Source organism: Parvibaculum sedimenti (assembly GCF_009184905.1).
In the GTDB taxonomy this organism is placed as follows: Bacteria; Pseudomonadota; Alphaproteobacteria; order Parvibaculales; family Parvibaculaceae; genus Parvibaculum; species Parvibaculum sedimenti.
The window spans coordinates 1-7,358 of the sequence record NZ_WESC01000027.1 but is presented as its reverse complement, the minus strand read 5'-3'; the positions used below and the strand labels follow the sequence as shown (position 1 = coordinate 7,358).

4 protein-coding genes are annotated in these 7,358 nt (G+C 58.8%); all 4 read right to left on the bottom strand.

Translation table 11 applies throughout. The features are described from left to right. Positions 1-652: 652 nt before the first annotated feature. Genes F2P47_RS17385 through F2P47_RS17370 form a run of 4 tightly spaced genes read right to left on the bottom strand, consistent with a single transcriptional unit; the run spans position 653 to position 6,890 of the window. On the bottom strand, positions 653-4,654 hold the full coding sequence (locus F2P47_RS17385) for a PIN domain-containing protein (protein WP_152217660.1): 4,002 nt from the start codon (positions 4,652-4,654) through the stop codon (positions 653-655). Between the two features lie 9 nt (positions 4,655-4,663). Beyond that, positions 4,664-5,128, bottom strand: coding sequence for a hypothetical protein (locus tag F2P47_RS17790; protein ID WP_185681192.1), 465 nt, complete (start codon positions 5,126-5,128; stop codon positions 4,664-4,666). Continuing rightward, positions 5,125-5,889 (bottom strand): hypothetical protein, encoded by a 765-nt coding sequence (locus F2P47_RS17375; protein WP_152217659.1) that lies wholly within the window; start codon positions 5,887-5,889, stop codon positions 5,125-5,127. The genes F2P47_RS17790 and F2P47_RS17375 overlap by 4 nt, the downstream gene beginning before the upstream one ends. After that, positions 5,883-6,890 carry a helix-turn-helix domain-containing protein gene (locus tag F2P47_RS17370; RefSeq protein WP_152217658.1) on the bottom strand — a complete coding sequence of 336 codons (1,008 nt, stop codon included), beginning with the start codon at positions 6,888-6,890 and terminating at the stop codon, positions 5,883-5,885. Before F2P47_RS17370 ends, F2P47_RS17375 begins: the two co-directional genes overlap by 7 nt. Positions 6,891-7,358: the final 468 nt, after the last annotated feature.

Genomic DNA, 7,358 nt, shown 5'->3' with positions numbered 1-7,358 from the left:
ACCGATCCTCATCACCGGAGAGCCGCTGAAACAGCTCAATGAATAGTTATTGGGCTGAGTTTTTCAACGATATCGGCCCCAAATCGGCCGTTCGCCGGCGTGGCAACGGGGAACTTGCCCATGGGTTTCTTCTGACTTCTTCCGGTAAGCTGGTCCCACCCTCCAATCTTCCAATCCTCATTTAGAGGGCTATAGCGTAGACGTAGCTATCATCATCACCTGGTACGGCGCGCCAAATACCGACGATTTCCCTCTATTGCCGTCGATAACCGCCGAAACTGCGCCCACATAACGAGCGTGAATAATCGACGGGCGAAAAAGCGTACAAACGGCGGTGTTTGGCAGCGAAAAAGTTCGCATCGCTTCCGGTCGATCAGCCGATTTTTTACTCCTTGCAGGCATCGCATATGGGCTTGAGTGGCCGCTATGCGCCCCCGGTATGGGCCGTTCGCGGCTGTTTCAGGATTCGCTGAATCCGACGTTCCGTACAGCCCTGCTGGAGCACTTAGCTGCGTCAATTGCGGAAATGTAGCAGCCGGTCCACGAGCCGACTCAACCTCCCCAGATGCGTCAAGATGCCCGCAAGGGAGTGAAGATCCTTTGGAGCCCTCCAGTTCTGCCAACAGCCCGGCCCGAAGGGTGAAGCCGCGACTTACCTTCGTTTTTCCGGCCCATTCCTTCGTTTGCCCGGTGCCGGAAACGATTGTCCACCACCTCCTCCGGCCCTGTTGGCCCGCAGCTGCCGGGCGACATCTTCAATCTCGCGTGTGGCCGCTGCGACTTTTGCTGTAGGAAGAAAATGACCAGCGATCCATTCGTCGATGTATTGACGCACGGCGGCAGTGGAGCCGCGCTTGAGGAATGCCAAAACTAGTGCCCAATCTTTCGAGCGAAAGCGAATAAGCCGATCCAGAAGCGTGCTTATCGCCTGCATGCAACGCAGATCAAATTGTCCGAGCTCCTGCCAGAGCCGGTTGAGAAACTCGTTCGACACCTCGATATGCGATCGGAGATCGGCGTCTCGCGTTCCGATGAAGTTTGCGACAGCCTTGAGGTTTTCCGAGGTGTGTTCGCCGCCCTCACGGATAATCGCGAGCATGATGTCAGCGGTAAGAGCTAGGTGTCCGTGGCGGCGCCAAGCGAGCTTGACCACGAGATCGACATAGCGGCGCTGATCGATCAGCTCGTTCTCATGCGCAAATGAGAAAATCGCCTGCAACCATACGCTCTTTGCAGCGCAGGCGGCTTCGGCGAACTGGCGATAGTACATGTCCTCGGAGACAAGGAGATGTTCCACGCTCGCTAGGTTGGCGGCATCGAGAACATGACTGCCGAACGACTGGTTGATCAGGACGGCTACGTCGGTTGGATCGTCCGGAGCGATAACGGGCCGAATTTCACAAGCGACCTCGATCCGCGTGAGTTGCTCAACGATGTAGTCTCGCCGCGCGGTAATGTCCTGCGCCGTGTGCTCTTGGCGAATGTACTGGCCGTCGTGCCAAGTTATCGTCATCGACCGCCGGGCGGTCGTTTCCTGCTCGTCCCGTAAGTGCTTGATTTCGTCAATGACGGTTTGCGGAACGATCAGCGTACCGAAGACGGATTGAAGCACATCGAATGCATCCATGGTGGATACCGTCCAGGCGGTGTAGGCGTCGAGCACAGCACCGGCCTGCCGATGAGCCTCTAGAAGCCCACGCGCGGCCAGACGCTCAGATTCCGTGCCTAGGCAGGTGCGAATGTCGAAATCGAGGAAGCGAATGTACTCGACGAAGCGGATCGTATCCTGACCGCCCTCGGCCGTGACGAAGCTGATGGGACAGTTGTGCTTCAGATAGAGGTCGGCGCGACTGCGATTGCTTTCCGCGACACGCCGGACCTGCTCCAACACCGGCTGAATATCGCCGTCCTGCATGGGGATCGTGTAGAAGCCCTTGGCGTCCGGGAAGCGGTTCTCGAAGCTCTCCATGACTTCGTGGAGGGCATGAAGATATTTGTGCTTGATCTCGGCAACACGCCACCGCCGAGTTTCGCCGAAGGCGGCAGGCATCTCGAATTTACCGCCGACATGCAAACCGATGGCCGCCGCCGCCATCGGATGGGTCGGACTCACGACATTATCCGCCGGACGATCCGGTCCTTCCTCGATGAGAAAGGCATGGCGCTCGTGCCCGTCGGTCTCAAGCCGAACCCATGTATCGACGGCGACGGTTTCCGCAGCCGGGATAAGGCCGTCGTCAGGGTTCAGTATGATAAGGCCGAAGTACCGGAGAACAGCCTTCTGATCGTTTCGAGCCGATTGGAGCGCGGTATAGGCGTACGCCAGCGCCTTCGGCCCCTGACCGACCTTTCGCAGCACTTGGGCCAGAAACATCTTTTGTACCGGCGACCCCTTGACTGTCTCGAGGTCGATGTCGTCCACAATTGCCTTCACCTCGTCGCCGCGATCGAGGCGATGAAGGACAGAAAACAGGGCGATGTAGTTGTCGAGATTGGGCTCAGCCGCGGCGGCCTCCCGCAAGGCGGCTTCGGCTTCGCCCAACGCTCCGCTATTGAAGTGCAACAGACCTTGGGCATGTAGATAATAGGGAAGCTCTCGCACCGCTTGCGGCAGACGAGCAAAGAAGGCCAGGGCACGCTGACGAATCGGGCTGTCGTTGACGAAGGCCTGAGTGAGCATACGCAGCTCATTGCTGTCGTGGTCTTCCGAGACTCTGCCGTCCAGCAGATCGACGACGACCGCAGCATCGCCACGTCGGTTGGCGTGATATGCCACCATCAGCCGGTCGGCAGCATGGCTATCTTCATCGATGTGCTTCAGGGCGACCTTAAATGCGGCGTCGGCGATGTCCACCAAATCTTCCCGGCGCGCGAAGTCGGCGACGACGACGCTAGCGCGAGGATCGCGCGCCGCGTCTTCGGCAACGATCGCGATCTGCCGCCGACGCTCTTTGGGGTCATCGATGCCGATCCTGATCGCCGCGAGCTTCGCGGTGGTTGCGATAATAGGCTCCTCGGTCGGGGGGATCAGTGACGCATTGTTCTCAAACAGCGCGACGACTTCCGGCCAGTCGGCCTGCGCCGCGTAATAGCGGAATTTCAGCACGACGCTGTCGGCGGTTGCCGGAAGCTTCGGAAGGAGTTCACGTGCAAATGTATCGTCGCCGGCCTCGATGGCGACCATGGTCGCTCGAACCAGAATATCATGATCGTCCGGTGCAAGGGCGAGACCTTGCCGCGCTACGGCGAGAGCTTTGGAGAACTCGTCGAGCGCCGCCAAGCCCACAACGACGTTGCCGCATAGCGCCGCGTCTTCCGGCCGTAAGGGGCCGTCCGTTCCGCGCTCGCGATCCCATTGGGACGTCAAAGTTGCAGTCGCGGCCTCCAGTTTTCGCCGTTCTGGCAAAGAAAGAACGCGCATACGTTGGAAGCGCTGGCTGGTCAGGATTTCGTCGAGATCTGCCTCGGCTGCCAATTGAATAGCATGGGTCTCGGTGGGATGCATGGCAAAGGCTGCCCGTGCCGGCCCCCACCATTCTCCTGGCTTTCCGCGGCGCCTAGCGAAATCGACCCAGCCGACTTGCACGGCAGCGGTTCGATGCAATTGTTCAGGAACCAGTTCGAGCGGATCGGACACCGACATGTCGAACCGGGCGGCCTGGACGAGATAGCCGGCAAGCCATTCGTTCGTAGGATCTGCTTCGAGCTGCGCCTTTCCGAACGCGAGTAGCTCTTCCCATTTGCCCTGGAGCAGGAGGCCGAAGGCCTTGTTGGCGATGGCCTTCGGTTCGCCGGGCGCATGGTCGCACGATGCGAACAGCATGGCGGCGGCTTCATCGTCCTTGCCGAGCGCCAGAAGGCAATGGCCGATATTCGCCTTAATACGAAACAGGATGCGACCGGAGGCCGACGTGCCGACGCGCGCCAGAAGCTTTTGCAGCAGAGGCATGGCGGTCAGCGTTTTGCCGCTGTTGTTGAGCTCGCGATACTCGTCGATTTCAGCATCGAGATACGCTTCGACGGCGTTTACCTCGACGGTGCTGTCGCCGGGCGGACTGGCTAGCCTGCCGGGCATCTCAGCGAGCATCGACTCCATACGGGCGAACCCGGCGGTGAGATACTCGTGCACCGCGCTCTGACCGGCCGTAATCGATTTGGTCTCGGCGAGAATCTCCTCACTGAAGAGCGTGTAGGTCGGATCGAAAGCCTTGCGCGCCGCCGCATCCTCGCTGATCCGCTCCTCAAGCGTGTTCCAACCCCATACGAAGACGCGCATCACGTTGCCAGCCGCCGCGAGCTCCTTGGTGATCTCTCGCGCGAGCTCCTGCATCGCCACATCGTCCGGCGCAGTGGTGATGATGTAATATTCCTTGAGCGGCGGCTTGAAGGTCAGCGCCTTCGTGACCTCGCCTCGAACCTCGTCTTCCGAGAGGGCGTGCCCTTCGCTCTTCAATTTGCACTGGATGCCGACATGCCAGTCCGCATCGCCGTCGCGAATGCCGGAAAGGTCGACGCCATTCTGGCGCTGGCCTCGCCGGCCATTCCGCTGGATCGAGGGATCATTGAGCAGGCCGCGCCATAAGACGACAGACGCGCGCTCGAACGCTTGTTCATCGGCGGGCTTGGGGATTTGGGTAGCGGCGAGCAGCGACATCGGCGACCGTCAGAACCAGAGGGCAGCATCGTCGGGCGACTGCGCTCGCACCGCCGGCACACGGTTGTGGCGCTCGATCCAAGCCCGCGTCTCCGCGCTGATCCAGCCGGCGACCTGCAGAAGCGACGCATAGTTTGCGCCGAGGTGGGGGGCGAAGATCGGTTCGTGATGTGCGATCCGGTTCCGGAAGGTGCGCAGATAGATGCGAGTGACGAAGCTGCCGAACAGATCCGACAACGCGACCTTTACCTCACAAGCTTGCCCAAGCGGTTGTTTGAAGATGAAAGGTGTGCCTACTCCGGTTGGCGACAGCAGCGTATCCAGGATCGACCACGCTCTGTAAGCGGCACCCGGCGTTTGAAACACCTCGCAAATGCCGGCGTCTTCGATCTCGGAGACATCCAACGCTATGGTTGCGCCAGCCGCTGGGTCCAGCGATGGCGGAGTAAAGCTGCAGATGAAGGGTCGGCTCATGCATCTGCCAGCTTATAGGCTGACCTGAGAAAGGCGATCGCCTCGTCACGGGTAAACGGTACGTTGAGAGCTTTCGGGTCGAGAGTTGCGTCGGCCTCAACCAGACCAAGGAAGCGGCGCATGTCGTCGCGAATTTGATCGGGCAAAGTGATCGATGAATCGGTGGGCAGAAGCTGGATCAGGCGCAGCACATCATTGCGGTGTTTCTTGATGTTTTTGCTGTCGATCCTCTCCCCGGCTTCGGCTCTTGCGGACAGGTCGAGAAATGCCCGCGCTTTGAAGGGAATGAGGAGTGTTTCGTCGATGACGGTCACGCCCTCGATCTTTCGCTTCGCGGACTGCAACGCGTCATAATATCCGTCGTCGAGCAGGATAGCCGAGAGGCTGACGATGTCTTCCTCGACCGGAATGGGGGTGAGTTCTGAATTTTCCGGAAGGTCGAGCGTGCCGGGCTTGCGGGAAAACAGCTCGATCATGAAGGGGAAGTCCTGGTTCGACGGCTTGTGAAAGCGGTAGAATTCCTTTTCGCCGGTGCTACGTTCGCGTGCCTGGTAGCCGCCAGCATCCAGAAATTCTTTGAAAGCTGTGCCGAAGGCGGAATCGACCACCTCAACGCAGAGCACCATGTCGATATCCTTGGTGGCCCTGAAATCGAGGCCAGCTTCAGCGAACAGGAGGTCACAGGCGGCGCCACCGATGATGGCGTACTGGTCCTCATGACCTACGAAGTATTTCTGAAATTTATCGATGCCGGTTACCAAGTCAGGTTCTCCAAAAGTCGATCCGCAGCCATAGCGACACGCTCGTCGCGATGCCCCCGGAATTGTGCGTACAAGGACAGGGGGTCCACCGTATGGGTGTCGGACAAGGCGGCCGGATCGTAGGACCATATCTCGATGATGCAGTTAGCTTCGTCGCGGTAGGTTTCGGCCAGGTTCGCAGTTTGCGAAATCGCTTTCCAGTCGCTGGCGGCGACGGCGAAAGTGTCGATACGAGGGGGAGCCAATTCCGTTAGGTAGGATAGTGCCGTTTCCCCGGCCAACTTAAGGTGCGCGCTGGAGGCGTCTCCGCGCACGAATTTCAGGGATCGAACCGGACTGCGCAGAAGTGGCGTGGCTTCCTCCAGGAGGTGTCGCCCTTCTGCCCTGAAGTGAATGCGTCTCTCTTTCCCGTGCCTGACGGTTTCAGCGAGGCCGGCGGCGACCAGATCATCGAACGCTCGGCCGATCGACATAGCCGAGTAATGCAGACGTTTAGCCAGAAGGGATGGCGTTGTCAGGTTCCTGTTGGGGTGCAGGATGTGATGAAAAAGGACGGTTTGGGCGGCAGGGGGAAGGTCGTCCGGCTGCCGCTGGCGTGGGGCACGGAAATGCTCGCGCAGATCGATTGCCAGATCGGGTATGTAGAGCTGGTTGCCGGGAACGATGAAGGGGACACCTTGACCGATGAGCCGCGACCGGTTGTGCGCACTGATAGTCATGGTGGCGAAAACCACCGTCGCATTGGTGGTATTACGGACGATATCGATGTGCTTGGCGATGTCGGCGGGAGTGCCCGTGTCTCCGAGCCTGACGACGATGATGCAATGCCGACCTAGAATGCGGGCTTCATAGAGGGTGTAGGTTCGTTCGATAAAAGACGGCAAGCTGCGCGTACTTTCGTACGGGCGAACATCGATGCGCTCATGAAGCAGTTCTCCCAGATAGCGCTCCAAGGCTTCCGGAAAGTGCGTATCGTTGATGCTGATGTCTTTTTTTAACATTGCCCCGCACGCTAACATTGATAGTGTTATTGTGCAATCTTAATGTTATCGACAAAGGCAGCCGCAAACGTCGAGTTTGGGCGGGGGCAAGAGGGGTTATCGTGTCGCGGTGGTGGCCCGCATTTTCGATGGTTTGCGTTTGAAAGGAAATATGAACGAAGGAAAACTGACCAATGCGGTGACCGGAGACCTGCAAGCGTCTTTTCCGACAAAAGGCGGGCCTTAGAGGGCTATGGAGCAGACAAAGTTCTCATCATCGCCCGGCGCGTCGCGCCAGGGGGACGGCGCCATGCGGGATTCGAACCTTTATGTCGAAGTAGTGCGTTGTAACAAACGATCATTAAGCTAGCTAAATAGTATTCGATCACAGATGAGATGACCGCTCTTGGCGGATACCGTTGAAAAACTCCGCCATTGCTGTCGCATGGGCGCGCGTGATTCAATCCTCTGACCGATTTGCGGAGGATT